Annotated in this window: 28 protein-coding genes; 5 read left to right on the top strand and 23 right to left on the bottom strand. The window is 37.7% G+C overall.

Annotation, left to right across the window (positions count from 1 at the left end):
* Positions 1 to 3 precede the first annotated feature (3 nt).
* From T323_RS0124855 to T323_RS0124825, 6 genes are all read right to left on the bottom strand, one after another.
* Positions 4 to 1,617, bottom strand: coding sequence for a gamma-glutamyltransferase family protein (locus T323_RS0124855; RefSeq protein WP_026675675.1), 1,614 nt, complete (start codon positions 1,615 to 1,617; stop codon positions 4 to 6).
* A 673-nt stretch (positions 1,618 to 2,290) separates the two neighbouring features.
* Positions 2,291 to 3,037 (bottom strand): type I methionyl aminopeptidase, encoded by a 747-nt coding sequence (gene map / locus T323_RS0124845; RefSeq protein WP_026675674.1) that lies wholly within the window; start codon positions 3,035 to 3,037, stop codon positions 2,291 to 2,293.
* A gap of 18 nt (positions 3,038 to 3,055) precedes the next feature.
* Positions 3,056 to 3,505, bottom strand: coding sequence for an Lrp/AsnC family transcriptional regulator (locus T323_RS0124840; protein WP_026675673.1), 450 nt, complete (start codon positions 3,503 to 3,505; stop codon positions 3,056 to 3,058).
* A gap of 24 nt (positions 3,506 to 3,529) precedes the next feature.
* A complete protein-coding gene (locus tag T323_RS0124835; protein WP_026675672.1) occupies positions 3,530 to 4,288 on the bottom strand; it encodes an SDR family NAD(P)-dependent oxidoreductase in 759 nt (252 codons plus the stop codon).
* Positions 4,289 to 4,300: 12 nt separating this feature from the next.
* Positions 4,301 to 5,386 (bottom strand): A/G-specific adenine glycosylase, encoded by a 1,086-nt coding sequence (gene mutY, locus T323_RS0124830; RefSeq protein WP_026675671.1) that lies wholly within the window; start codon positions 5,384 to 5,386, stop codon positions 4,301 to 4,303.
* Positions 5,387 to 5,400: 14 nt separating this feature from the next.
* Positions 5,401 to 5,712 (bottom strand): hypothetical protein, encoded by a 312-nt coding sequence (locus T323_RS0124825; protein WP_026675670.1) that lies wholly within the window; start codon positions 5,710 to 5,712, stop codon positions 5,401 to 5,403.
* Positions 5,713 to 5,838: 126 nt separating this feature from the next.
* On the opposite strand from T323_RS0124825, the gene T323_RS0124820 reads away from it, so the two are divergent.
* The gene (locus T323_RS0124820) at positions 5,839 to 6,825 is read left to right on the top strand and encodes a metal-dependent hydrolase (protein ID WP_026675669.1); all 987 of its coding nucleotides are present in this window, start codon (positions 5,839 to 5,841) and stop codon (positions 6,823 to 6,825) included.
* Positions 6,826 to 7,105: 280 nt separating this feature from the next.
* Here T323_RS0124820 and T323_RS0124810 read toward each other — a convergent pair whose 3' ends face one another.
* On the bottom strand, positions 7,106 to 7,372 hold the full coding sequence (locus T323_RS0124810; protein ID WP_026675667.1) for a YfhJ family protein: 267 nt from the start codon (positions 7,370 to 7,372) through the stop codon (positions 7,106 to 7,108).
* A gap of 89 nt (positions 7,373 to 7,461) precedes the next feature.
* Between T323_RS0124810 and sspK the strand changes: the two genes are divergently transcribed.
* On the top strand, positions 7,462 to 7,617 hold the full coding sequence (gene sspK / locus T323_RS28625; RefSeq protein WP_084309405.1) for a small, acid-soluble spore protein K: 156 nt from the start codon (positions 7,462 to 7,464) through the stop codon (positions 7,615 to 7,617).
* Positions 7,618 to 7,682: 65 nt separating this feature from the next.
* Here the strand turns inward: sspK and T323_RS0124800 are convergent, their stop codons facing one another.
* The 3 genes from T323_RS0124800 to recX form a co-directional block, all read right to left on the bottom strand.
* A complete protein-coding gene (locus T323_RS0124800; protein ID WP_026675666.1) occupies positions 7,683 to 7,991 on the bottom strand; it encodes a YfhH family protein in 309 nt (102 codons plus the stop codon).
* 61 nt (positions 7,992 to 8,052) lie between these two features.
* A complete protein-coding gene (locus tag T323_RS27655; RefSeq protein ID WP_051556720.1) occupies positions 8,053 to 9,723 on the bottom strand; it encodes an L-lactate permease in 1,671 nt (556 codons plus the stop codon).
* Between the two features lie 20 nt (positions 9,724 to 9,743).
* A complete protein-coding gene (gene recX / locus T323_RS0124790) occupies positions 9,744 to 10,553 on the bottom strand; it encodes a recombination regulator RecX (RefSeq protein ID WP_026675665.1) in 810 nt (269 codons plus the stop codon).
* Positions 10,554 to 10,740: 187 nt separating this feature from the next.
* Here recX and T323_RS0124785 point away from each other — a divergent pair, with 187 nt between their 5' ends.
* A complete protein-coding gene (locus T323_RS0124785) occupies positions 10,741 to 11,307 on the top strand; it encodes a sugar O-acetyltransferase (RefSeq protein WP_026675664.1) in 567 nt (188 codons plus the stop codon).
* 9 nt (positions 11,308 to 11,316) lie between these two features.
* Here the strand turns inward: T323_RS0124785 and T323_RS0124780 are convergent, their stop codons facing one another.
* The 4 genes from T323_RS0124780 to T323_RS0124765 form a co-directional block, all read right to left on the bottom strand.
* Positions 11,317 to 12,078, bottom strand: a complete 762-nt coding sequence (locus tag T323_RS0124780) for a GNAT family N-acetyltransferase (protein WP_026675663.1) — start codon at positions 12,076 to 12,078, stop codon at positions 11,317 to 11,319.
* Positions 12,079 to 12,108: 30 nt separating this feature from the next.
* Positions 12,109 to 12,345, bottom strand: coding sequence for a hypothetical protein (locus T323_RS0124775; RefSeq protein ID WP_026675662.1), 237 nt, complete (start codon positions 12,343 to 12,345; stop codon positions 12,109 to 12,111).
* 41 nt (positions 12,346 to 12,386) lie between these two features.
* Entirely contained in the window at positions 12,387 to 12,830 is a 444-nt protein-coding gene (locus tag T323_RS0124770) for a VOC family protein (protein WP_026675661.1), read from the bottom strand.
* A 79-nt stretch (positions 12,831 to 12,909) separates the two neighbouring features.
* Positions 12,910 to 13,452 carry a nucleoside/nucleotide kinase family protein gene (locus T323_RS0124765; protein ID WP_026675660.1) on the bottom strand — a complete coding sequence of 181 codons (543 nt, stop codon included), beginning with the start codon at positions 13,450 to 13,452 and terminating at the stop codon, positions 12,910 to 12,912.
* A 298-nt stretch (positions 13,453 to 13,750) separates the two neighbouring features.
* Between T323_RS0124765 and T323_RS0124760 the strand changes: the two genes are divergently transcribed.
* Positions 13,751 to 14,260, top strand: a complete 510-nt coding sequence (locus T323_RS0124760) for a MepB family protein (RefSeq protein ID WP_026675659.1) — start codon at positions 13,751 to 13,753, stop codon at positions 14,258 to 14,260.
* A gap of 82 nt (positions 14,261 to 14,342) precedes the next feature.
* Here the strand turns inward: T323_RS0124760 and trhA are convergent, their stop codons facing one another.
* Positions 14,343 to 14,990, bottom strand: a complete 648-nt coding sequence (trhA, locus tag T323_RS0124755; protein WP_026675658.1) for a PAQR family membrane homeostasis protein TrhA — start codon at positions 14,988 to 14,990, stop codon at positions 14,343 to 14,345.
* Between the two features lie 141 nt (positions 14,991 to 15,131).
* On the opposite strand from trhA, the gene T323_RS0124750 reads away from it, so the two are divergent.
* Complete coding sequence (locus tag T323_RS0124750; RefSeq protein WP_026675657.1) at positions 15,132 to 15,707, top strand: DUF1836 domain-containing protein; 576 nt, start codon at positions 15,132 to 15,134, stop codon at positions 15,705 to 15,707.
* Positions 15,708 to 15,949: 242 nt separating this feature from the next.
* On the opposite strand, the gene T323_RS0124745 is transcribed toward T323_RS0124750, so the two are convergent.
* The 8 genes from T323_RS0124745 to T323_RS0124705 all read right to left on the bottom strand — a co-directional run bounded on the left by T323_RS0124745 (position 15,950) and on the right by T323_RS0124705 (position 26,001).
* Complete coding sequence (locus tag T323_RS0124745; protein ID WP_026675656.1) at positions 15,950 to 16,669, bottom strand: LutC/YkgG family protein; 720 nt, start codon at positions 16,667 to 16,669, stop codon at positions 15,950 to 15,952.
* Positions 16,666 to 18,096: a LutB/LldF family L-lactate oxidation iron-sulfur protein gene (locus tag T323_RS0124740; protein ID WP_026675655.1), complete on the bottom strand. Its 1,431-nt coding sequence runs from the start codon at positions 18,094 to 18,096 to the stop codon at positions 16,666 to 16,668. Before T323_RS0124740 ends, T323_RS0124745 begins: the two co-directional genes overlap by 4 nt.
* Before the next feature lie 19 nt (positions 18,097 to 18,115).
* On the bottom strand, positions 18,116 to 18,835 hold the full coding sequence (gene lutA / locus T323_RS0124735) for a lactate utilization iron-sulfur protein LutA (RefSeq protein WP_026675654.1): 720 nt from the start codon (positions 18,833 to 18,835) through the stop codon (positions 18,116 to 18,118).
* Positions 18,836 to 18,859: 24 nt separating this feature from the next.
* Positions 18,860 to 19,639, bottom strand: coding sequence for a DeoR/GlpR family DNA-binding transcription regulator (locus T323_RS0124730; RefSeq protein WP_026675653.1), 780 nt, complete (start codon positions 19,637 to 19,639; stop codon positions 18,860 to 18,862).
* 108 nt (positions 19,640 to 19,747) lie between these two features.
* Positions 19,748 to 21,001 carry an L-rhamnose isomerase gene (gene rhaA / locus T323_RS0124725; protein ID WP_026675652.1) on the bottom strand — a complete coding sequence of 418 codons (1,254 nt, stop codon included), beginning with the start codon at positions 20,999 to 21,001 and terminating at the stop codon, positions 19,748 to 19,750.
* A 17-nt stretch (positions 21,002 to 21,018) separates the two neighbouring features.
* On the bottom strand, positions 21,019 to 22,422 hold the full coding sequence (gene rhaB / locus T323_RS0124720; RefSeq protein WP_026675651.1) for a rhamnulokinase: 1,404 nt from the start codon (positions 22,420 to 22,422) through the stop codon (positions 21,019 to 21,021).
* Between the two features lie 117 nt (positions 22,423 to 22,539).
* The gene (locus tag T323_RS0124715; protein ID WP_026675650.1) at positions 22,540 to 24,609 is read right to left on the bottom strand and encodes a bifunctional rhamnulose-1-phosphate aldolase/short-chain dehydrogenase; all 2,070 of its coding nucleotides are present in this window, start codon (positions 24,607 to 24,609) and stop codon (positions 22,540 to 22,542) included.
* 108 nt (positions 24,610 to 24,717) lie between these two features.
* Positions 24,718 to 26,001: a class II aldolase/adducin family protein gene (locus T323_RS0124705; protein WP_026675649.1), complete on the bottom strand. Its 1,284-nt coding sequence runs from the start codon at positions 25,999 to 26,001 to the stop codon at positions 24,718 to 24,720.
* Between the last annotated feature and the right edge of the window lie 18 nt (positions 26,002 to 26,019).

The raw sequence follows: 26,019 nt of genomic DNA, 5'->3' as shown, positions 1-26,019 counted from the left end.
CTTCTACCAGACCGCAATTGCCCCGTCTGTTCTTGATTCCGTTCCTCCAGCTAAAATACCTGTTTTCGGATTACGCCAAATGATTTGCCCCCTTCCAAAAGCTCCTGGATGATTCGCGACTTCGATTTGATGTCCTTTTGCCAGCAATCCTTGAACAAGATGTTGTGGCATCGATTGCTCAACAAGAATTGTTTTGTCTTTCATCCATTGCCAACGCGGTGCATCAAGAGCAGATTGTGGGTTCAAGTGATAATCAATCGTATTCATGACGACTTGCATATGCCCTTGTGGCTGCATAAACCCACCCATGACACCAAATGGACCTACTGCTTCTTCACCTTTTGTTAAAAAGCCTGGGATAATCGTGTGGAATGTTTTTTTGTTTGGAGCCAAGCAATTCGGATGCTTCGGGTCTAACGTAAAATTATGTCCTCGATTTTGTAATGCGATACCAGTACCTGGAACAACAAGTCCTGAACCAAAGCCCATATAATTACTTTGAATAAAAGAGACCATATTGCCTTCACCATCAGCTGTCGCTAAATAAACAGTTCCTCCACGAGAAGGTTCACCGACAGTAGGCATGATTGCTTCTTCTCCAATGCTCTCTCTTCGTTTAGCCGCATAATCTTCTGATAATAACTGTTCAACCGACACATTCATTGCACTTTGTTCTGTAATATAAGCAAAGCCATCAGAAAACGCTAATTTCATTGCTTCAATTTGAAGATGAAGTTCTTTTACCGTATCACGATTGGAAAACTCATATCCTTTTGCAATATTAAGTCCAAGTAATGCGATTAGACCTTGACCATTAGGAGGGATTTCCCATACATCATATCCACGATAATTGACTGAAATCGGGTCTACCCATTCCGGCTTGAAATTTTCGAGATCTTCTTTTCGAATAAACCCATCATATTTTTTTGAAAAGGCATCAATTTTTTCTGCAATTTCACCTTCATAAAACGCTTTGCCATCCGTTGTCGCAATCGCTCGCAAAGTATCGGCATGCCCTTGTGAGCGCCACACTTCTCCGACTTCTGGTGCTCTTCCGTCCGGTGCAAATGTTTCAAACCAATGCGCAAACTCGTCTCCTGATAAATGTTGTTTATATGCTTTATAAGCCCCTTTCCAAAAATGAGCTAATACCGGTGATAGCGGATAACCTTCTTCCGCATAACGAATCGCTGGTTCAAGCACTTCTTGTAGTGGAAGTTTTCCGTATGTTTTCGAAAGCTCAACCCAAGCTGCCGGTGCTCCTGGCACAGTTACAGGGGTAAATCCGAATTTAGGAATTTCTTCGATGCCACGTTGTTTTAACGCTTCAATAGAAATCCCTGCAGGTGACGGGCCACTTGCATTTAATCCGTGTAATTTTCCTTTTACCCAGACGAGGGCAAACGCATCTCCGCCAATCCCGTTTGATGTCGGCTCGACGACAGTTAAACATGCGGCTGTAGCAATCGCAGCATCAATTGCATTTCCGCCTTTTTTCATAATGTCTAAACCCGCTTGTGCCGCCAATGGTTGTGAGGTAGCCACCATCCCTTTTTGACCGTATGTAACCATGCGTTGTGATGCATATGGATATTCGTGAGCATTAAATTGTACCATCTTACTTCCCCCTTCTTTTGTTCCTCCGAATCTGTTTTTGTCCGTCTTTTTGTTTTCGTTTTTCCTAATATCCTTAACAAACGTAGGTTAATCCCATGAATATTTATCATTATATAGCAAACTACTGTTTTTTTCTATTATTTACGTTAGAAGTTTAAAATATGATTTTCTTTCTGTTCCGACATCTAATCCGCTAGAAAATAAAATTGGTCCGGTTCTAACTAATGACGAGTGCAATTCTTCTATTGGACAAAACTTTCTCGATAAGCGCTCAAAGTGTCCAATAGCGCTCTTCTATTGGACAAAACTCACTCTTTAATCACCCTAGGTGTCCAATAGAACTCTTCTATTGGACAAAACTCACTCTTTAATCACCCAAAGTGTCCAATAGCGCTCTTCTATTGGACACTTTCAACTGGGTAAAACTTCTCCTCCTCCTTATTTTAAATAGCTCAACCCTGTGTCATAAAAATCCAATTAACTAGTGTAAATAATATGATGACCACAAAAATTACTACTAAAGTTATCAATACGTTCTTCATGTAACATCACTCCTTTTAATAAATACTACAACGAAACAATATAAAAACGCATAGAATTTCGCGTATGAAAAATCTATGCGTTCCTGGTGGTATTTAATTGTAAGAAGTTCAGCTTAAAACACGTTTCTTCCTTATTGCTCCGTTAAAATCAACGGTCCATCTGCTGTAATGGCAATCGTATGTTCATATTGTGCTGACAATTCGCCATCTCTTGTTCTTGCTGTCCAGCTGTTATCATCCATTTTACATTGCCATGTCCCGACATTCACCATTGGTTCAATTGTAATTACCATACCTTCTTTTAGTCGCAGCCCCTTGCCTGGCAATCCAAAATGAAAGATCGCAGGGTCTTCATGAATCGTTTTTCCAATCCCATGACCAGTAAAATCACGAACGACCGAATGCCCTTCCCCTTCGACATACGTTTGAATCGCATGACCAATGTCACCTAAACGATTTCCAACCGTCGCTTGTTCGATTGATTTATACAACGCCGTTTTTGTAATCTCGAGTAGGCGAGACGCTTTGTCTGATAGCTGGCCAACTCCATATGTCCATGCTGAATCAGCTAATCCACCTTTTAAATTAACAACCATATCAATCGTAACTATATCGCCTTCTTCTAGTGGTTTTTTTCGTGGGAAGCCATGGCAAATTTCATCGTTTAGAGAAGCGCATGTTGCAAACTCATAGCCTTTATAACCTTTTTGTTCAGGTGTGGCGCCGTGCTTTTTTAAAAAAGCCTCGACAAATTCATCAATTTCTAACGTCGTAATCCCTGGGCGGATTTTTTCTTTTATTTCTCGGTGGCATTCAGCTAGGAGTTTTCCTGCATCATGCATTAATCCAATTTCTCGTTTGCTTTTTAACATTATCATTGCTGCAAAACTCCTTTACTATAACTTTAACCCTGTTCGGCTTTTAAATCTTCGTAATAGAATATGACTTTCCACCCTCGTAATGCCATCCAAATCGTACAGTTCGTGATTAATAAATTTTTCTAGACTTTTGAAATCTTCCACTAAGACGTGCATATGTAATGTACTCGGACCTGTCATTTGATAACAGCTCGCGACGTTCGGGTTATCAGCCAACGCTTGAGCAACTTCCACTAATGACGATGGTTTACAATCGACTTCGAAAAAAGCCGACACTTGTTTTCCAGCCATATCCGAGTTAATGACAACACTAAATTTCTCGATAATCCCACTTTTCTTCATTTGTTCAACTCTGTCTCGAACAGATACACGTGATAACCCTAATGCTTTTCCAATATCAACATACGACATTCTCCCATCCTCTGTCAGGAGTTCTAAAATCTTGCGGTCTGTCTCATCTAACTTCACTTTCGACACCACACTTTTCTCTAGTTAAAAATTTGCTTTTGATTGGCCACCATCGACATTTACTGTTGCTCCAACAACCCAAGATGCTTTTCCACTAGCTAAAAACAAGACAACATTTGCGATTTCTTCTACTGTTCCAAATCGCCCGGCAGGAATTTCATCTTGGACAAATTTTTCGATTTTTTCTGGGTTTTCTTCTAATCTCCGTTGCCAGTTACCTGTTGGATGTAAAATAGAACCAGGGGCTACCCCATTTACTCTGATTCCATCTTTTATAACTTCATCTGCCATTGATTTCGTGAAACTAATCATCGCAGCTTTCGCACTATTGTATGTAGGTTTTCCACCTGATTCACGTCCAAATACAGAGGAAATATTAATAATGACCCCAGACTTTTTTTCCTTCATTATCGGCAATACGAGCTTACTACATTCAACAGCGGAAAAGAAATTAAGCTGCATTGCTTCTTCAAATAAAGAAAGGTCGGTTTCCGCTATTGTACTCCCATTACTTCCGCCAGCATTATTAATCAGAATATCAATTTGTTTAAAATCTTTTATAATCGCATCAAACACTTCGTTTCGCTGTTCTTGATTCGTTACATCTGCTTGATACAAAGAAACTGAACCAAGCTCAGCTTTTGCTTCCTCTAAGCTTGCTTGATTCCTGGCAATAATCGCTACTTTTGCTCCTTCTTGTAAAAACGCAGCTGCAATGCCTTTACCGATTCCTTTTGAGCCTCCTGTTACAACAACAACTTTTCCTTTTAATCCTAACTCCACTCCATCACTTCCTTATACATTTGCTTCAATTATTTTTTGATGAGAAACAGGGAACGGATATGCTTCAATTGTTTTATTCGAAACAAATTTGACATCATCCTTCTCTCTCGCATCATTTTGTAATGTTGCTTCATATACGGTGATATTCCAAACTAAATGAGAAAACGTGTGTACAACTGTTTGTACGGGATTCTTATTTATTTTAACATCAATCTCATATTGTTCTTTTAAAAAACCTTGTAATTCTTCTGTTTGAGCTTCCACATTCAAAGTTTCATGATTTGGAAATTCCCATAGCTTCGCCAATAGTCCATCTTCACCGCGCCGATGAATTAGAACTTGTCCATCTTCATTGCGAATAACAGCTGCTGCGATGTCAACATGTCTAGGTTGCTTTTTCTTTTGTTTAATAGGAAGTTCTTTTTGAACTCCTTGGGCATAAGCGCGGCACGCATCCCGAACAGGACAAAGCAAACAGCCAGGTGATTTCGGTGTACAAATTAAAGCGCCTAATTCCATAATCCCTTGATTAAACTCAGACGGCTTTTCTTTTGAAATCAGTTCTCTAACAGCATCCTCAAACAATTTACGTGTTTTTACTTTTGCAATATCTTCTTCAATTAAAAGGACTCTAGATAAAACTCTCATTACATTTCCATCGACAGCAGGCTCAGGTACATTATAAGCAATACTTAAAATTGCCCCCGCAGTATATGGACCTACCCCTTTTAATTTCGAAATTTCTTCTTTAGTATTCGGTACTTTTCCTCCGTATGATTCTGCTACTTCTCGTACCGCGGCTTGTAAATTTCTAACTCGCGAATAATAACCAAGCCCTTCCCATGCTTTTAACACTTTTTCTTCCTCAGCTGAAGCCAGTGCTTCAATCGTCGGAAACTGATATATAAAATTATTAAAATAAGGAATGACCGTTTCTACTCTTGTTTGTTGAAGCATAATTTCTGAAACCCAAACGCGGTAAGGATCCCCATTTTCTCGCCATGGTAAATCTCGCTTTTCCCCTTCATACCATGTGATTAGTTGATCTGTAAAGCTCTTGCTGTCAAACTCCCTCATTATCTCCTCAATCAACTTCATGACCTCCGCTTTCTTTATTTCGACTTTTTATAAAAGGCCCAGCAATGAATTTTCTCGCTTCCCCCATCTATACATGGCGCGATTTGACCAAATACTGGATGCTCATCCGACTGCCGTAATTTTTTCAACACATGGTAATGTGATTTCGTTGGCAACGTAAACATCTCAACGTAAAGCGCTCCTTGGTCAGCGGCGACATACCACTCTATATCACTTGCTTCATACTCAGGTAAAAGCTCTAAAATATTCTTCATTGCTTGTTCATATTCCTTAATTTTTTGTGGTAAAACTTTGTATTCCATGAAAATTTGTAAAGATTCTGTCATGTTCTTCATTTCCCCCTTTTTAAAGTTTAAAAAATCGGGTATAACTAAAGTATGGTTTTGCCTACAACAAGGAAAAATAAAAAGCATACATATATTTTGACGTCTGAGAAGGAGGCTACTAAAAAGATGGATACAGGTACTCACGTCGTCATGGGCATCGCGATTGGTGGACTAGCAACACTTGACCCAGTTATTGCAAATGACCCTGTTATGAAACAGTCGGTTATGGTCGCTGCCATCATTGGCTCCCAAGCACCTGACTTTGACACCGTACTGAAATTAAGAAACAATGCAACTTATATAAGAAACCATCGTGGCATTACGCATTCCATCCCCGCTCTCCTTATATGGCCATTTATTATTGTCGGAGGACTTGCGATGATAACACCTGAAGTTAACTATCTCCATTTATGGCTTTGGACGTTTTTAGCGGTATTTTTGCATGTGTTTGTTGATATATTTAATGCGTATGGAACACAAGCGCTTCGTCCTTTTTCAAACAGATGGGTTGCTCTTGGTGTCATCAATATTTTTGACCCTTTTATTTTTTTAAGTCATGTCTTTGCCATTTTTATTTGGGGTTACGGAATGGCTGAGCCAGGGATTACATTTCTTGTGTTGTATATCATTCTTATTTTTTACTATTTGTGGCGTATCTCAGCAAAACAAAAAGTCGTCCGTCACGCTAAGTCGTTACTGCCTAATGCAACTCATGTATTTGTTTCACCAACGATGAAATATAACAAATGGCATTTAGTTATTCGCACACCTGAAAAAATGCAAGTAGCTGAATCTAGAAACCATGAAATTAACTTTTTTGAAACGTATCCGTTTGAACCAATTCCTGATGACCCAGTTATTACTGCAGCTCGCGTGGACAAAAACTTATCAGCATTTTTATCTTTTTCTCCAGCTTACCGATGGGAAAAGGAAACATTGGAAAATGGGAACCTTGAAGTTCGCTTTATCGATTTACGTTACCGAAGTAAAGGCCATTACCCTTTTGTTGCCATTGTCCAATTAAACGAAAATCTCCAAGTGATAAGCTCGTACACAGGTTGGGTGTTTAGTGAAGAAAAATTACAACAAAAATTAAGTTTAGCTACCCAATAAGAAAATAGGGTAGCTTGCTTTTTACCTGAAAACAAAAGGGAAAGTGCGCCCTTTTGCTGGTCGTTCCCTCCTCTGCTCGCTTCCGAAGAAGAACACTTCGGCTGCTTAAAAGATGCAGTGGCTTCCACTCCCGTTCCTGAAAACAAAAGGAAAGTGCGTCCTTTTGTTGGTCGTTCCCTCCTCTGCTCGCTTCCGAAGAAGAACACTTCGGCTGCTTAAAAGATGCAGTGGCTTCCACTCCCGTTCCTGAAAACAAAAGGGAAAGTGCGCCCTTTTGTTTTCAGTGTTTTAAGTGGTCGTCTTTTAGGAGGTGGGCGAATTTTTCGTTTTTGGATGCGAATTCATGTAAGGATGGGCCGTATTGTTGAATCCATTTTTGAACGATTTGTTCTGTTAGCTCTTGTCCTTTATACGTTCGTCCTGCTTTTGCATAGGTGGCTTCGAAATCTTCCCACATTCCTTCTACCCAGGCGCGCGCTTGTCCGTATGATAATTGATTATTTTTTTCTAATAATTGATTTGCCAATTTTTCAAAACGTTCATCCATTCTCTCCACTCCTAACAATAATTTCAATGATAAACAAAAGTAATCCTTCAAATACTAATCATGTACCGATTAAAAAAGGAGGGGTTTTCATGCGAAATAAAGCAAAAGGCTTTCCGAATCGAATGTCATTTAATGGTGAACCATTTGCTAAAGAAGAATATTCTTCAAAACGCCCTGATGGTTCTACTCGCGACCATCCGCAAGAACGTATGCGTCAATCCACAGAGGACAGAAGACACAGATAACATTAAGGGATAAAGAAAGGATGTTCTAACGGTTGCGAATGGTAACCGCTTGGAACATCCTTTGATTACTTATTTTTCAAAAGTGAAATAGGTACACCTTCAATTTCTTGACTGTTTGAACGATATCCCCAAGCAAACGTACCATTCATATATTCAATTGTGAATGTATCACTTTCATCAACAAAATCGTATGTTGTTCCAGGCTTATAATCATCGGGGTTTAATAAATACGCTTTCGCCATAACCATTCGTCTTTCATAAACAGCAAATTCAGAAACCATTCCCATTTGTTCTGCTTTTTTCGCTTTTTCGTTAAGTCGACTTATTTCCTCTTTAAGTTCATGTTCGGTCATTTCACTGTAACGCTTTTCCACTAGTGCTTCGCCTCCATGGGGCAATCAATTCTCTCTTTTTTCTATTATAGACAAAAAGGAACTACGATGACAATAAAATCATCACCATGCCAATGATTCCTGAAAATAAAGCATAATACAGCATTGGCAATAAGGTTAAGCGAATAATCGCCCCTTCTTTTCCGAGTAGTCCCACAACAGAAGCGGCAGCCACTACATTTAAAACACAAATCATATTGCCTGCATTTGATCCTAATACTTGTAAACTTACGACCATTGTAGGGTTTAAGCCTGTTTGGTCAGCGACACTAAATTGAAATAATGAAAACATCATATTACTAAATGTCGCACTTCCTGATATAAACGACCCTAATGCACCAATAAAAGGAGCAACAAGTGGCCAAGCTCCACCGAAAACATCTGCAGCTGTTTTTGCTAATTCCATCGGCATGCTTGCTAACCCTGCATCATTCACTCCTGAATTAATAAAAATTCGTACCATCGGAACTGCGGTAAACAATGTTATTGCCGTACCTACAATCGTTGACGTAGAGATTTTTACTGATTCGAAAAAGTCTTTCATAGCCATTTTATGAACAAATATCGTAATGATGGATACAACGATAAAAATCATCCCTGGTAAATATAAAGGTTGCAAGTTTGTGCTTATTGACGTTCCTAAAATTTGATTCCATGACAGTTGAACCGATTGTAACCATGCTTTAAGTGGCAACACTTCGATTCTTGTTAACACAAGGAATAGCCCAACAAGTAAATACGGAATCCAAGCAATCATTAAAGGTAGTTTTTTCTTTAGCTGCTTTCCTTTTCCTCCAGGACGGATTATACCGACCCAATCTTGTTCCCATTTCTCTCTCTCAGGAAAATCCCATGTTGTCTTCGGTAAAAGAAAACCTTTTTTTGCTGCATATGTAACAACAACTAACCCAAATAATCCTCCAAAAATAGAAGGGAACTCAGGACCTAAAAAGACAGCTACAACAAGCGCTGGTACTGTAAAAGAAAGACCTGCAAACAACGCAAATTTCCATATTTCTAACCCTTCTTTAAAAGAGCGGTTTTCGCCAAAACATTTTGTTAATAGTAACACTAAAACGAGTGGCATTAAGGTTCCAACAAAAATATCAATACTCATCACTTGCGCACCTATGGCTTGAATATAAGCTAACATATTTCCATCTTCCACATAAGAACTAACAACAGGAGCTAATGCACTCCCTTCTTGCAAGCCTTGTGCAACTCCAACATTAATCGGAGTCCCAACTGCTCCAAATGAAACCGGACTACTGTCTGCAACTAAGGCAAGCACAACAGCAGCTAACGGTGGAAAGCCTAAGGCAACAAGTAGTGGTGCGGCAATCGCGGCTGGCGTACCAAAACCAGCGGCCCCTTCAATAAACGCACCAAACAGCCAAGCGATTAACAATAATTGAACACGACGGTCAGGGCTAATCCCCATAAAGCTATTCCGTATCGTATCAATCGCTCCACTTAGCTGTAAAGTATTTAATAATAAGATTGCACCAAATACAATATATAAAATCGATACCCCTATAATGATCCCTTCTAATGAAGCCGCAATGATTTGAATGAACGGGACATTCCAATAAAGATACGCTAATACTGCCGTAGCTAATAAACTAATCGGCATCGCTTTTATTGCTGGCATCCGTAACACGACTAAAAATAATAACACAGCGATAATTGGAGTTAGTGCGACTAATGTGCTCATTTTAATCTCCCCACATTTCTTTACTCTTTGTTTTCTTCTAAAAACAAGTCAATGTCATAGACCGAAAATCCTTTTCGATATAACCATTGTTTCATTTTCATGTTTTTTTCTCTGCCTTGATATTGTTTATATTTGCGTAGTGCTTTTTCACCTTGAAACTGTAGCGCTTCTTTTTCTTTCTGTTTTTCCTCTTCGTCTGGTTCTAGTTGTTTCCAAGCAGTTTCTATACTGTCTCTTGAAAATCCTTTTGCGATAATATAAGTAAATATTTTTTGTTTTTGTTGCTGTTTTGATTCTTTACTCGTTTGCTTTTCTTTTTTTCGTATGATGGCCAGCACTTTTTCGACTTGGTCTAAAAACGAATACTGTTGTAAACTTTGTTCAATCCATTTTTCTGCTACGCCTTTTTGGAGAAGTTCTTGGCGAATGACGATAGGTCCTTTATCACTCGTTGACATTCTTGTCCGAACAAACATTTCAGCAAACTCTAAATCGTTAACATAACCATGTTGTTTTATTCGGTCGACAACATTAGTAATAATGTCTGCTTCATACTCTTTTTTATGTAAATAGTCGGTTAATTCTTTAACTGTCCGCAAGCGATATGATAAATATTGAATCGCCATGTTGTATGCTTTTCGGACTTGGTCTTCATACAATACTTGTTGTAATTTATTCTCATCAATTTCCAAGCCTTTTTGTAAGCCTTGAGAAATAAGAACATCTTCTTCTACACTAAATCCGTATTCTTCCCCTTGTCCTCGATTAATAAAAATAGAATAGCGCTGTTTATTGTTTTTTTGAACGACAATTCGCGTAATTACAGTCATGAAAACCACACCTAACTTTTCCTTGATATTACTATTATATCAATACTACGCATCAGCAAATATATCGTTTTTGCAAACAATGGAACAACATAACACTTCGGATTTGGTTATCAGTCGCTTTTCATGTTCATTCCATTTAAAATAAACAAGTAGATGGAAAGATTTCTTTCAGAAAGAAGGTAAAAAAATGAAGACGGAAAAAGAGAAAATGTTGGCTGGTGAAATGTACAATCCTGCTGACCCAGTTTTACTTAAGGATCGTGAAGAAGCAAGACGAAAAGTGAGGATTTATAATCAAACATTAGAAAGTGAAAGAGAAAAGCGGGTACAATTATTAAAAGACTTGCTTGGTTCCACTGGTGAACACGTTTATATGGAGCCAAATATCCGGTTTGATTATGGTTATAACACTCATGTAGGAGAAAATTTCTTTGCTAACTTTGACTGTATCATATTAGATGTTTGTGAAGTCCGATTTGGTGATAATTGTATGCTTGCACCAAACGTGCAAATCTATACAGCCACACATCCACTCCATCCAATAGAACGGAATTCAGGGAGAGAATATGCGAAACCGATATCGTTTGGGAACAATGTATGGATCGGTGGTAGTGCCGTTATAAATCCAGGTGTTACCGTCGGCGACAATGTCGTCATTGCTTCAGGAGCAGTCGTGACAAAAGATGTACCTGATAATGTCGTTGTCGGCGGCAACCCTGCAAAAATCATTAAACATATTGAAATAGAAGAGTAAACAAGCCCACTACAATAGTTCCATTATCCTTTTTGTCACCGAATGGACAGTCAATCGATGAAATGAAATAAGTTTACCTTTATAAATAAGAGAAAAGATACCATATGGAGTAGGGGATAGTTCCATTAACTCTTCTCTGCTCTTTATGTTTATTATCGTTACTTCAAGTCCTAGTTTTTTTGCTCCTTCTTTTATATTCTCAGTCGCAACGTCTACAAATGGGCATTGGAAGGAACGAAGTACTGTTAAGTTATTATATTTCTTTAGCCTCTCCTCCCAATTTGTCGGGAAATATGGGAGGATGGGCGATTTTTCAAACGGATAAACAAGTAATTCAAATTGGTATGGCGCTTCCTCAATTAATGTAAAGCCATTGTTAAGAAAAATCTCTTTACTTGGAGTCCATGAAGTACTAGGGTTTGTTACGACAACTACCCCATGTTTTCCTTGTTGTTTTGCATCTTGCAAACATTTGTTAATGAGTTCTGAACCATAGCCTTTCCCTGTTTCACTAACCCACAAACAATGAATGACACTATAATTGTCAGCATGAACGACTCTTGAAGAATGCTCAGAATCAGTATACTCAATAAATCCCACTTGTTTTTTATTATCAATCAATTGAATATACCGTAACCCTTCCTCAAATCGGTCATGAAGCCATTTATTTTTATTTATGTAGCCAGGAGATTTCTTTTTGCTACGAAGACAAAAACTCCCAATCCCTTCGAGCATTCGTTTGTCTGTTTGAATCAACTGAATATCCGTCAAAAAATCTCCTCCTTTAAATCTTTTAAGCTACTATTGTAATGCCCCCATTAAGATTGCAAAAAAACCAAAAAGAGCTACAAATATATAGAAGAATCCTAGCTTTCGTTTTTCTTTAGCATACTCGATTCCGACCATTAAAAATAAAAGTGGAACAAAGTATAAGAAAAAGTTTTGAAAAGGCTCAAACGTGTTATCAACAATAAATCTATAGGCAATAGTTAAAAGAAACGCTGATGCTAAAATAATATTTACAATTCGTAAAAACATGGTGCCACCTCTTATTTTCATTTTTTTTTACTTGATAAGTTTTACTCATCGTGAATAATTAACATATTCGACTCATCAAACTCCCACATCTCTCCATAGGCGACCTCCCAGTAATAGCCATCAAGGTCAGTAAAATATCCTCCGTAGCCACCCCAGTCTGTCTTTTGAGCTTCTTTTTGAATTGTCGCTCCAGCCAGTTTAGCTTTTTTTAACACCTCATTAACTTCGTCCTGTGATTTTGCATTATAAGCTAATGTTATGCCTTGAAATCCCTTTGCTATTGTCGGAGGGTGATGTTCATTAATATCTTTGGCGAGTTCTTCTATTGGATACAAGGCGATTTTAGTTCCTTCATTTTTAAAGAAAATAATATCAGGCTCCGTTTCTGGCCCACTGACTGAAGTATCAAAGCCAAGCTTTTTAAAGAAATTATGCGACTTTACAATATCCTTTGTCCCAAGTGTGATGATATTTAATCTGTTCATCGTTAACCTACATTCGTTAACCTTATTTTAACATGTTTTTCCATTGTGCATATAAAAAAAGCTACTACTTGCAACTCTCCTAGTTCTCTTCTATTCTAACTTTTATTTCCCTTACTAGTTTTGCAGTCGATAAGATCCCATCAACAATGATGTCTGAATTTGGTTTTATTGTGTGTAGCATCTCAACATACCCTCGCCGGCCACGAGAAACGTAATTTTCCATATCAGCTATTATCGATTCAGTGGAACTGTTTTTACAATCTCTCATAATGCGTCTTGCCATAGCAATATCTAATGGAGTGTCTATAAATACTGTGACGTCAATCAAATCCTTTATTTTTGTATGTTTATAAGCAAAAGGGTAATCTAATAAAATATAATTAAGTGGCTCAGAATGTAGCGCTTCAATATCTTGAATGAGAGGGTCTAAGTTCCATTCATCATAGTTAGCTCCCCTATCAACCCAATCTATGATGTCATGAGGACCTTCAAAATCATAGTCATCAAAAGAAAGCATCTTTGACTTATGTAACAAAGCATTTAACTCTTGTGTAACTGACGTTTTTCCTCCACCAGAAACACCCGCAATCGAAATGGTTAGTGGTCGTTTTTCTTTTGTCATTTATACCTCCTATTGCAATTTATAGTAAATATCACACCAATAGAAACTAACAGTAGTATTAGTAACACCTCTTTTTCATTACATTACTTTAACTTATTATTTTTTTCTAGTTTTACTTGTAATGTAAAAAGAGCTCCAGTTTTTCTATATATCAGTTGATTTCATTTTATACCAAGTGATAAATTGTCATTTTATGTTAATATAAATGTAGAACATGTGAAGTACAGTTCAATGACTTTACGAGATACTATGTTAAAACTAGGCAACCATTGATTTTAATAATATAAGGGGTAAACAAGTGAATGAATTTTATAGGGCGTTATCATATGTAAACAAAAACTTTTACGAGCCAAGTGGCTTCGTTATAAAAGCTATAAGAGAAGAAGTTCAAAATTCAGATTATGGAGCGGGTACATTTCAGCTAAACTCAATATCAGTTAGATTTAGAGTCGCAAAAAAAACACCTACTAAGATAGGACAGTTTGTTGCCTTTTGGGAAAAAGATAAGAATAATAAAAACCAAGCCTTTTCATTTGAAAAGGCTACTGATTTATTAGTTATCAATACTTTTACTAGTAAAAATAACTTCGGACAATTCATTTTTCCAAAAGAAGTTCTTGTAAAACAAAATATCCTAAAAACAAACAATACAAAAGGAAAAATGGCAATTCGAGTTTATCCTAGTTGGGAAAAACCAACTAGCAAACAAGCGATTGAAACACAAAAATGGCAGTTAGAATATTTTATTGAGATGACTAACCCAAATCATTTATCCGTTCAAGAACTAGTAAAACTATATTTCAACTAAAATTGATACTGAATATTACTTAAACCCAAAAACGCTTGGGCATTTTTATTGTCCAAGCGTTTTTCGGTTTAAATTCATTCATCTACAACACATACATATACACACATAAAAAATGAGCAAAGCTGCCTAACAAAATAAAAATGTGGAAAATTTCATGAAATCCCATGCTTTTAATTTGTAGAAATTTTGGCTTTAGGCCATAAATAACGCCACCAATTGTATACAGCAACCCTCCACCAATAAGCAATAACAATCCCTTACTACTTAAAGTTTCTGACAACGGTGTTACCGCAAAAATTATAATCCAACCCATACCAATATATAAAGCAGTTGAAATCCAACGAGGACATTGGAACCAAATCATTTTAAATAACACTCCACTTATTCCAATCAATGAAACGATTGAAAAAATAACCCAACCTGTCACTCCATTTAAACTGATTAAACAAAAAGGAGTGTACGTTCCAGCAATTAATACAAATATCATCGAGTGGTCAATACGGCGTAAAAAGGCGATAACTTTATCTTTGGCGATCACCATATGATAAGTTGCTGATGCTGAATAAAGTAAGATCATACTAATTCCAAAAACGATGACAGCCGCAATATCAAGAATCGTTCCATCTGAGCTCGCTGCTTTAATGACCATCGCTAACAATCCAAAAAAGGCAAAAACTGCTCCTGCTAAATGCGTAAATCCGTTAATCGGCTCTCGAATATAGTTATTCATATTTATTACCCCTTAACTTTATTATGTAGTTTTAATAACTACTTATCATATTACACCTATAGTATGGTGTAGTCAATATTTACAATTGCAATTTTTCACGCTACACTTATTTTATAAAAATAAAGTTGAGGGAAAGTGAAGATGACGAATCTAGAAGAGATTTTCAAACAATTTCAAATGGATGATAAGCTTCTGCTCGAAGATATGCCGAATATCGATTTGTATATGGACCAAGTGATTCAACTATTCGAGAACAAGTTTGGTCATTCAAAACGATATAAAGATGATAAAGTGTTAACAAAAACGATGATTAACAACTATGCAAAAGGGAAATTGTTTTTTCCGATAAAAAATAAAAAATATTCAAAAGAACACCTCATTTTAATTAGTTTAATTTATCAATTAAAAGGTGGCTTATCGATTAATGACATCCGCGATACATTTGAACAAACGAATGAAAACATTGAAAATGATGCTCTCGACATTGAATCGTTTTATCAAAGTTATGTGAGCGTGACATCAAATAATGCGGACAGATTTAAACAGGATCTTGAGGAACGGATAAAAGAAGTGGAAAAAGAAGTAGATTCATTTAGTGAGGAAGAAAAAGTTTATTTAGAAAAAGTACTACTCATTACTTCTCTTATTCATATGAGTAATTTGTTTCGACGTGCGGCCGAAAAAGTCGTTGATGATATAAAAAAAGAAAAGCAATGAAACCGGAACGGACATCTGTTCCGTTATATTATAGAAATAGCCTTATTTCCTGATCGTATCGGACATTTGTTCCGCTATTGGACGTTTTACTGCAGGAATGACTGTGGAAACGGTAAGATAGCGGAACAGATGTCCGTTCCGCTTTGGAAATCACTAGTTTTAGAGGGAATAACGGAACAAATGTCCGTTACGAAGTGCACTTCACCTTTCCCACTCACCTTTCGCCCCACACACTCTCCGTTTTATTTATCCGTCACAACAATATACGTCGCCTGAATCGGTCCATGAACACCGACAACAAGATTCATTTCAATATCGGCACTATTACTCGGACCAGAAATAAAATTAATACAAGATGGTACTTTTCCTTGTTCTTGTTGAAGTTTGTGAATATAACTTGTTGCTTGTGTCATCCGCGGGACAATCGTACTTTTTGGAATGATAGCAACATAAAACGTTGGCAATAAGCTGACTGAGCGTCCTTTGCCACTATTGCTTAACAATACAACTGTTCCTGATTCTGCTAATGTTATATCTGAAAACGTAATCCCGACATTTGCTTTTTCAGCGATTGTAATGTTTTCTTCTCCCATCGCAGTGTCCCACGTATGAATAGACTTTCCTTTTGCTTTTGCTTCTTCAAAATACTTGGTTACCCCATATTCTTCAAACCGCGGGTCATCCCAACTTATCACTGAATTCGCTTCATAGCCGTTAATGACATCATCAAGAGCTGTTTGCAGTTGGTCAGCTGTTGTTTTCACCATATCGGTATGAATGTTTTCACATTGTTTAGCAAGGATGTCGACTAATTCATCTTCAGTTTTCCCTTTAAACACATCCCATTGTGGGCGATGTGTCCATTGTGGACGAGATACATTTTCCGTTCGTCGTTCTCGACCAAGGCTTTTGGCAACTGTTTGTAAAAACTTGTCTTTGTTTTGAACTGTTCCTTTTGTCACGACGTTTCCCCTCCTTTTTCTCGCTTTTTAAACCATTCGCGGAATGATTGTTTGCTCGGTTCAGGGAAATCACGAATATCTGTCCACGGTTTAATTGGACCTGGGCCTTTTTTTACTTTCCCTTCTGATACGAGTGGACTCATCATCATTGGGGCTGCTTTTGAGCCAAAGGAGAAGATTTTCGGATTGCTTGCTGCTAACGAGAATCCTTTCATCGCAAGCTTCTCACCAAATGCTGCTTTGCCATAGTCTTCCACAATGTTTCTGCGATGTTTAATTAAAAGTTCGTGCAATGGAATTTTTACAGGACATGCTTCAGTACAAGCAGCACATAAGCTTGAGGCATATGGCAGTTCTTTATAATCGTCATATCCCCCTAATAGCGGAGATAATACCGCTCCGATTGGGCCAGGGTAAATTGAGCCATATGAATGTCCACCGATATGACGGTAAATTGGACAAACGTTAATACAGGCGGCACAGCGAATACATTGAAGCACAGATTGAAACTCGGTTCCTAAAATATTGGACCGACCATTATCAACGATGACAAGATGAAATTCTTCCGGTCCATCGACATCTCCTTCTTCTTTCGGTCCTGTTAAACCTGTAATATAACTCGTTAACTTCTGCCCGACAGCACTCCGGCATAACATGCTCACTAAAATATCAAGTTCTTCCCATGTCGGAACAATGCGCTCCATCCCCATGACTGTAATTTGTGTTTTCGGTAATGTTGTCGATAATCGAGCATTCCCTTCATTTGTTACGAGAGAAATCGCTCCTGATTCGGCGACGGCAAAATTACAACCTGTAATTCCAAGGTCAGCTTCTAGAAATTCTTTGCGGAGCTGTTCTCTTGCAAAAAGCGCTAATTCTTCGGGTTTTTCTGTTTTTGTGTATCCTTTTTTCACTGAAAATGTATCACGGATTTGCTCTTTGTTTTTGTGTAAGGCCGGGGCGACGATATGTGATGGTGGGTCATGGTCATCAATTTGTAAGATGTATTCACCTAAGTCTGATTCAATCACTTCACAACCGATTTGCTCTAGCGCGTCATTCATACTAATTTCTTCAGTAACCATTGATTTTGATTTAATGACTTTTTTGGCGTTTTTTTGCTTGGCGATGTTTGTTATATATTCATTCGCTTCTTCAGCGGTTTGCGCAAAAAACACATGCCCGCCCTGTTTCACTACGTTTTCTGTTAACTCATCTAAATAATAATCTAAATTTTCCAGAGTATGTTGGCGGATCTCCTCCGCTAGATTACGCCATTCTTCCCAGTTTCCAAGTTCTTCTTGCGCATCTAACTTTTTATTTTTCAGCCGTTCTTGCGCAGACACCATCGCATTTCGCATAAACGAATTTTCTAATCCTTTATCGACTCGTCCAAAAAACTTTTCTTCACTAATTTTCATCGGCATGTTACGTTCCCCCTTTCTCTTATTCTTTGCTGTTTAAAATTTGGGCGATATGCATCACTTCAATTGGTTTCCCTTGGCGTTCAATACGGCCACCAATATTCATCAAACACCCACAATCAGCTCCAATGAGTGCTTCTGCTTTTGTTTCTTCTATATGATCTATTTTTTCATTGACCATTTGTTCTGAGATTTGCATCATTTTCACAGAAAAGGTTCCACCAAAGCCACAGCATATTTCTTTATTCGGTAAGTCGGTAAACTCTAACCCTTTGACGTTTTTTAATAGTTTCATTGGCGCATCTTTCACACCTAATAAACGAGTCATGTGACAGGATGTATGGTATGTCACTTTTTTATGACATGTCGCTCCTACATCTTCTATTTGTAAAACGTTAACGATAAATGCGGTTAACTCATATGTTTTTGCGGCAAGTTCTTTTGCTTTCTCTTGCCACTCTGGCTCATCTTCGAATAAATGAACATATTCATGAAACATTGTTGCACAAGAACCAGACGGAGACACTACATACTCTGATTCAGCAAAGGTGTTTATCATATGTTTTGCGACTTCTTTCGTTTCTTTATGGTAGCCGCTATTGTAAGCCGGTTGACCACAACACGTTTGATTCGGAGGAAAAACGACTTCACAGTTAAGCCGTTCTAAAATTTCAACCGTATCTTTTCCTACCCCAGGATAGAAAACATCCCCAAGACATGTTATAAACAAGGATACTTTCATACCTATCCCCTCATTTCTACCAATTTATAAATGAACTGTGCCTTCGTTAGCTCGAATAAATGTAATCTCTCTATCTTTAAACGGTTCAAGTTGTGTCGTATTTGTTTTAGAATCAGTTATCACATAATCAACAGCTTCAGTCGAATCAATACGCGAAAAAGCTTTCACTCCATACTTCGAATAATCAACTAGTAAATAAACTGTTTCTGACATTTCGATCATTTTCTTTTTCACTAGTGCCTGCATTTCATTCGAATCACTTAATCCACGTTCAGGATGAATCCCTTGGCAAGAGACAAACGCTTTATTCACATAATAACTTTCTAACGCTTGCTCAGCCTGTGGTCCAACAAACGACAACGATTTAGACAGTAGCGTTCCACCTACTGAAATGACTTTTATTTTCTCTCGTGATGCAAGCTCCATTGCGACTTTCATTGAGTTTGTCACAACCGTTAATGGCATATCTGGAAGACGTTTGGCCATATACCAAGCGGTTGTACTTGCATCTAATATAATACGGTCATTGACCTTCACATGAGCAATAGCTTCTGTTGCCACTTCCATTTTCTCTTTCACATTTGTAATTTCTCGTTCGGTATATGGCGCTTCTGCTTCTGTCGTTTTTACACTGACTGCACCACCGTGACTTCTTCTAAGCTTTCCGTCTGTTTCTAATCGTTCTAAATCACGACGAATCGTCTCTTCGGTCACACCAAAAAGCTGGCTTAATTCCGATACACGTATACTTCCTTTATCATTAACAACCTCTACAATTTTCTCATGTCTTTCTGCAACAAGCATCGTTACACCCCTACTCATCATGACGTTAACAGCCTTTTCTTTTAGTGTACCATGTTCATATACAAAAGGCAGTCAGATGTTACAACGCCTCTGACTGCACGAATGTAGTTACCGCTTTGAAAGAACTTCTTGTTCGTACGATTTTACATCTTGAAGCCATGTTTCTTTCACCGGAACATCCATCATCTCACAATAATAGTTCCAAATGGCTCCAAATGGATAAGATTTAAATTCTTCTAATAAAGCGAGTCTCTCTGTAAAATCACCTTTTTCTTGTAACTGTTTTAAATACTCATTTGGCAATAACATCGCATATAATAATGCTTTAATCATATTTCTCGTTCCGATTGTCCACGCTGCAATCCGGTTTATACTTGCATCGAAAAAATCTAGACCAATCATTACATCGTCAATTGCATCATTGCGGACAATTTCTAAGGCAATTTCTTTTAGTTCATCATCAAAAGTTACGACATGGTCACTATCCCAACGAACTGGACGTGAAACATGTAACGCTAATTTTTCACTATATAAAAGCATCGCAGAAATTTTGTTTGAAACTGCTTCTGTTGGATGATAATGCCCTGTGTCTAATAAACATAATTTATTATTTTTTAACGCGTATCCTAAGTAAAACTCATGTGAACCGACTACAAAGGACTCTGACCCAATACCAAACAATTTACTTTCAACAGCATCAATATTACATTTCTCATCAATATCGACAGCAAAAATTTTATCTAACGAGTCTTTTAAACGTTTTCTCGGCGTAAGACGGTCACTTGGCGTATCTTTATAGCCATCAGGAATCCAAATATTAGTTAAACAAGGTGTTCCAAGCTCTTTCCCAAAATACTCCCCGATTTTTCGACTTGCAATACAATGTTCAATCCAATAATTACGGATTTCCTCATCTGGATGGGACAACGTTAAGCCATCTGCCGCTTTTTCATGTGAAAATAGTGTAGGGTTAAAATCAAGACCTAAACCACGCTCTTTTGCCCATTCTACCCATTTTTGAAAATGCTTCGGTTCCAGTTGATTGCGTTCGACGACTTCCCCATCTGTTTCTGCGTAAATTGCATGTAAGTTAATACGATGCTTTCCTGGGATTAATGATAATGCTTTATCAATATCTTGGCGCAACTGCTCAGGTGTTTTTGCTTTACCCGGATAATTTCCCGTAACATCAATTCCCCCAGATAATTCACTTTTTGCGACTTCAAATCCAGACACATCATCACCTTGCCAGCAATGAATCGAAATCGGGATCGTTTTTAGAAGCTCTAACCTTTGTTCAACATCAATCCCCCATTGCTCATATTCTTTTTTGGCAAGCTCAAACTGTTGTTTCACATCCACGACTACCACTCCTTTTCTTAACCTTGTGCACTGTATTGTTTCACTTCAAATGATTGCTTAATAAGTGCTCTTGCTTCTTCAATCGACTTTATTTCGTTTAAAGCCATCAATTGTGCCACTAAATTTCCAATTGCTGTTGCCTCTATCGGACCTGCATATACTTCTTTATTGGTTGCATTAGCGATTAACTGGTTTAACAGTTCGTTTTGTGAGCCACCACCAATAATATTTATCTTACTAAATGTTTTTTCAAAAATATCCTCAATTTCAGCAATGGCCTGAACATAACTATTCACTAAGCTAGCATACACACATTTGGCGATTTCACCAGGTGTCTCTGGTACAGCTTGGTTTGTTTCTTTGCAATATGCTTGGATTTCTTCAATCATATTAGCCGGCATTAAAAACCGCTCATCATCGACATTAACAGTAGAATGAAAATCGTTAGCTTGTAATGATAACTCTACTAATTCAGCAAACGAATACGAATTATTATAATTGCGTCGGACTTCTTGAATCATCCATAATCCCATAATATTTTTTAAAAAACGGAAGCGATAATCGACACCGCCCTCATTTGTGAAATTATAATCTAGTGCTTTTACCACACATATCGGGAAATGATTTTCAACTCCAATTAAAGACCATGTTCCCGAACTAATATAAATCGTATCATCCATTTCTGGCACAGCAACCACAGCTGATCCTGTATCATGTGTTGCTGGTAAAATAACATCCATTGTAAAGCCAAATTCTTCTTCAAGCTCTTTCCGTAATGGACCAACAACTGTTTTTGGCATGTCAATCGAGCCAAACATGTTAGGGTTTAAATCTAATTTTTCTAAAATGTCTCTATCCCATTTTTTCGTAAATGCATTTACGAGCTGTGTTGATGTCGCATTCGTATATTCGTTCGTTGCTTTTCCTGTTAATAAAAAGTGTAGATAATCTGGAATCATCAAAAAGCGTTTAGCCTTTTGCAAAAGGTCTGGTTGTTGTTTTTTTAAGGCATATAATTGATAGATTGTATTAAATTTCTGGAATTGAATGCCTGTTTCTAAATACAGTCGTTCTTTCATAATGATGTCAAAGACTTCTTCCATTATTCCGTCTGTCCGCGGGTCGCGATAGGCTACAGCATCAGTAATTCTATCATTATTTTCATCTAATAGAACAAAATCAACTGCCCATGTATCAATGCCAATGCTCGTTGGTGTTACACCAACATCATGACATTTTTTTATTCCCGCTTTAATTTCTTCAAATAACTTGTCGATATCCCAACAAAAATGCCCGTTTAATTCGATTAATTTGTTTTCAAAACGATGGATCTCTTGTAATTGTAATGTTCCATCTTCAATATACCCTAACATTAAACGGCCACTTGAAGCTCCAATATCAACAGCTAAGCTATATGTCATACGGCACCCCCTAAACGTAAGCGCTTCCTATTTATATTTACTTTTCCTATTTTAGATTTAAAACAGGAGAGGAGTCGGTGTCTCCTCTCCATATAATCTACTCTTCTATTATACTTATTATCTTGTAAATGCGGCTGGTACTCCACCATCAACGGTTAGCATACAACCTGTTGTTTTTTCTGCTTTTGATGAGGCTAAAAAGGCAATGGATTCTGCAATATCACGTGGATAAATATTGACTAGTAATGTTGTACGTTTTCTGTAATGTTCTTCTAGTTGATCTGGCTCAATTCCATAAGCTGCTGCACGCTCTTCACGCCATCTTGAACCCCAAATTGCTGACCCTTGTAACACCGCATCTGGTAACACGGAGTTGACACGAATACCGTACTCTCCACCTTCTGCTGCAATACAACGCGCCAAATGTGTTTCTAACGCTTTCACTGAGCTATAGGCAGAAGCATTTTTTCCTGCATACACAGAGTTTTTCGAACCAATAAAGACCATACTGCCACCGATTCCTTGTTTTTTCATTAAAGAGAAAGCTTCTCTAGCTACTAGAAAATATCCTGTTCCTAGAACATTCATATTTAAGTTCCATTCTTGTAAAGTCGTTTCATCAAATGGACTTGATGTCGCTAATCCGGCATTGTTCACAAGCGTATCAACACCACCGTATGTTAAAATCACTTGTTTAAAGGCGTTTAAAATTTCTTCCTCTTTTGTTACATCCATTTTAACTGCAATCGCACGACCTTCGCCATATTGCTCATTAATTTCAGTCGCTAGCTTTTCAGCTCCTTCAAGGTTTAAATCAGCGATGACGACATGAGCGCCTTGTTCAACAAAAAGCCGGCATGTTTCACTTCCGATTCCACCAGCACCACCTGTTACAAATGCTACTTTTCTAGAAAACTCTGCTTCTGCTGGAGCTAATGATAGTTTGTAAAGCTCTAATGGCCAATATTCAATATGGTATGATTCATTTTCATTTAAAGAAACAAATTGCCCTAATGCAGTCGTTCCTTTCATTACTGCAATCGCTCGGTTATAAAGGGCACCACTTACATTTGCCATTGTTAGGTTTTTCCCTGTGTTCACCATCCCAAGCCCAGGAATTAAAATAACACGTGGTGATGGCTCAAACATAACGTCGCCTTCGACTTTATTGCGATTAAAATAAGCTTCATATTCTTCTTTAAACGCAGCAACTCCTGCTTTAATGCTAGCGACTAAAGCATCTACATCTTTTGTTGCTGGGTCCCAGTCAATGTATAATGGTACACGTTTTGTATGAACAAGATGGTCAGGACATGCTGCACCGACTTGTGAAAGTTCTTTTGCCTCTTTGCTATTTACAAATTCTAATACGCTAGCATTATCATCATAAGTAAGTAGCATCGATTTTTCAGCAAACACTTCACCTCGGATAATAGGCATCACTTGCGCTAAAATCTCTTTTCTTTCTTCTTCTTGTAGTGACTCATATTTTTGGCCACCAAAAACATTATTTTCTTGTTGTTTAGCTTGTATATATTGCTCTGCTTCATTAATAACATCAATTGTTTTATTATAGCTTTCTTGTGCGCTATCTCCCCAAACAACTAGACCATGTTTTTCCATTAAGACTAGTTCTGCATTTGGATTGTTTTGCACACCTTCTGCAATCATTTTTGAGAGAGTAAATCCTGGTCTTACATAAGGAACCCATACAAAGCGGTCTCCGAAAATTTCTTCTGCAATGTCTTTTCCGTTATCTGCGCAACAAATACTAATAATCGAATCTGGATGTGTATGGTCTACATGTTTAAATGGTAAAAACGCATGAAGTAATGTTTCAATGGACGCACGTGGATGTTTACTATCAATCATACAGTGAGATAAATAAGCAACCATGTCTTCGTCTGACATTTCGTCACGCTCAATTAACGGTTTAATATCTTCAAGGTTTAGTCCTGTGAAGTTTTTTGCTCCCATTGTCGCTAAGTCAGAGCCACTCCCTTTTACCCACATGACTTCAATATCACGTCCACGGAAGTCTTGTTCCACCGTTTTCATCGATGTATTTCCGCCACCCCAGTTACAAACAGCACGGTCTGCCCCGATTAAATTTGAGCGATAAACAAGCTCGTCTAATCCTGCCGTTAATCCTTTTGCTTTTTCTTCATTCCATAAGTTCTGTACCATAATACCCCTCCGAAAACTTTGATTTATTTTTGTATATCAACTATAACATATGTTTGTTTTCTTTTGAAATACTTTTTTTGTTTTTGTTTCGGAGGGAACGAAATTTTTTTATAAATCAAAAGCTTCTTCTAAATCTTTAATCTCCTTATCACTTATATGAACAATATCTCCGATGCCAACAGAAGAGATAAGGGCTTTCGCGCTGTACTCCGCTACTTCTAATCGATCAAAAGCATGTAATAAATTTTTCCCTGTTACGATGACACAATCGTTTTTTACGATTGCAAGAGGCGTCTGTTTATTAAATACTTTAGCGGCTTTATTCGGTTCAACATAAGGAGCTTCATAGTCTAATTTCGGTACGTTTTTCAAAAGCAAATAACTTTCTGGTATCGTTCTTGAATCAAATTGAACATCGGTTACTGCAAAGGCCATAAAGTGTGGTGGGTGGGCAATGATAATTGACTCAATATGCGGGTGTAATTCATATATCGATTGATGAAACATTGCCGCACGGCTTGGGGTTTTCCCGATTTCTTTTTTACCATTTTCAATGCGGACAATATCACCAGGTTCGATATATTTCCTATCGATATCATATGGAGTTATTAAAAAGGAATTATCAGATAATCGATGTGAAAACGTCCCTTGGGTACTAGTAAACAACTGTTGTTTATAAGCACGGTGAATCAATTGGCACATTTCTGTTCGTAACTCCCGCTCTCGTATTCCATACGTTTCTGGAATAAATTCTTTTAATTCTTTCGTATCAATTTCATGTTTTTCTAATAGCTCTTTACTTATTTCTGTCGGTTTCCCAATTCGACTTGCTTCTAGCTCAATTCTTGCACTAAAATCAAGTGTTTCAAATGCTTTATATGCCCTAAATAGGTTAGGAAACCCAACGACTACCCCATGATTTTCTAAAATAACCGTATTAATTCCTTTTTTAAAAACATCCGCGATATTTTCCCCTAACTCCGTACTTCCCGGAAGAGCATACGTTGCTAGTCCAACCTCTCCACATACATGTTGCACACTTGGGACCATCCATGTATTCGGTACATTTCTCACAATACTAAATGCAACCAATGCTGGTGGGTGCGCATGGATGACCGCTTTAATACCGCTGCGTGCTTTATAAATGAGTTGATGAAACGGAAATTCACTTGAAGGCTTATGAATTCCTTCCACTGTTCCATCCACGTTTACTTTCACAATGTCGCGCCTCGTTAACGATCCTTTATCGACACTCGCTGGAGTAATCCATATATCTCCGTTTTCATCTAATATTGAAATATTTCCTCCAGAAGTTGTTGTTAATCCAGATTCGTACACTCTTTCCATTATCATAATAATTTGATCAGCAGGATGAAGCACATGAATATCCATTCTTATCAACCCCTAATT

It is taken from the genome of Alkalihalobacillus bogoriensis ATCC BAA-922, from assembly GCF_000621445.1.
GTDB lineage: Bacteria > Bacillota > Bacilli > Bacillales > Bacillaceae_F > Bacillus_AO > Bacillus_AO bogoriense.
Note: the sequence above shows the minus strand (reverse complement) of the source record. Positions and strands in the feature narration are given on the sequence as shown.